1 pseudogene is annotated in these 1,088 nt (G+C 69.7%); it reads right to left on the bottom strand.

Annotation, left to right across the window (positions count from 1 at the left end):
* Nucleotides 1–1,088: pseudogene (locus ACH4F6_RS39980) on the bottom strand (alpha-1,4-glucan--maltose-1-phosphate maltosyltransferase); the annotation flags it as partial.

Below are 1,088 nucleotides of genomic sequence, written 5' to 3' on the forward strand. Positions count from 1 at the left end.
CGGATGTCGTTCAGCCGGGTGACGAGCGGGGCGATGGTGCGGCCCTCGCGCTCGGCGGCCTCCCAGTCACGGGGCCTGAGCTGGTACTTCTCCGAGTCGAGGTACTCCTCGCTACCCTCCCGCAGCGGCGTGTTCTCGCACAGCTCGTAGCCGCTGTAGATGCCCCAGGTCGGCGACAGCGTCGCGGCCAGCACCGCCCGCACCTCGAAGGCCGCACGGCCGCCGTGCTGGAGGTAGGCGTGCAGGATGTCGGGGGTGTTGGCGAAGAAGTTGGGCCGCATGTAGGAGGCCGCCTCACCCGAGAGTTCGGTGAGGTACTCCGTCAGTTCCTGCTTGGTGGTGCGCCAGGTGAAGTAGGTGTACGACTGCTGGAAGCCGATCTGGGCCAGGGTGTGCATCATCGCGGGCCGGGTGAAGGCCTCCGCCAGGAAGATCACGTCCGGGTCGGTGCGGTTGACGTCCGCGATGACCCGCTCCCAGAAGACGACCGGCTTGGTGTGCGGGTTGTCGACCCGGAAGATCCGCACCCCGTGCGCCATCCAGTGCCGCAGCACCCGCACGGTCTCCTCGACCAGGCCGTCCATGTCCGCGTCGAACGCGATCGGATAGATGTCCTGGTACTTCTTCGGCGGGTTCTCCGCGTACGCGATCGTCCCGTCCGGCCGGTGGTGGAACCACTCCGGATGCTTGTCCACCCACGGATGGTCCGGCGAGCACTGCAGCGCGAAGTCCAGCGCGACCTCCAGCCCCAGCCCGCGCGCCTCCTCCACGAACCACGCGAAGTCCTCCAGCGTGCCCAACTCCGGGTGCACGGCGTCGTGGCCGCCCTCCGGCGAGCCGATCGCCCACGGCACGCCGACGTCGTCCGGGCCGGGCGTGAGCGTGTTGTTGCGTCCCTTGCGGAACGTGGTGCCGATCGGATGGACGGGCGGCAGGTACACCACGTCGAAGCCCATCGCGGCGATCGCCGGCAGCCGCCGGGCCGCCGTGCGGAACGTGCCGTGCGGACGCTCGGGCGTGCCCTCCGACCGCGGGAAGAACTCGTACCACGAACCGAACAGGGCCCGCTCCCGCTCCACCAGCAGGGG

The sequence above is a fragment of the Streptomyces sp. NPDC017936 genome (assembly GCF_044328485.1).
Classification (GTDB): domain Bacteria; phylum Actinomycetota; class Actinomycetes; order Streptomycetales; family Streptomycetaceae; genus Streptomyces.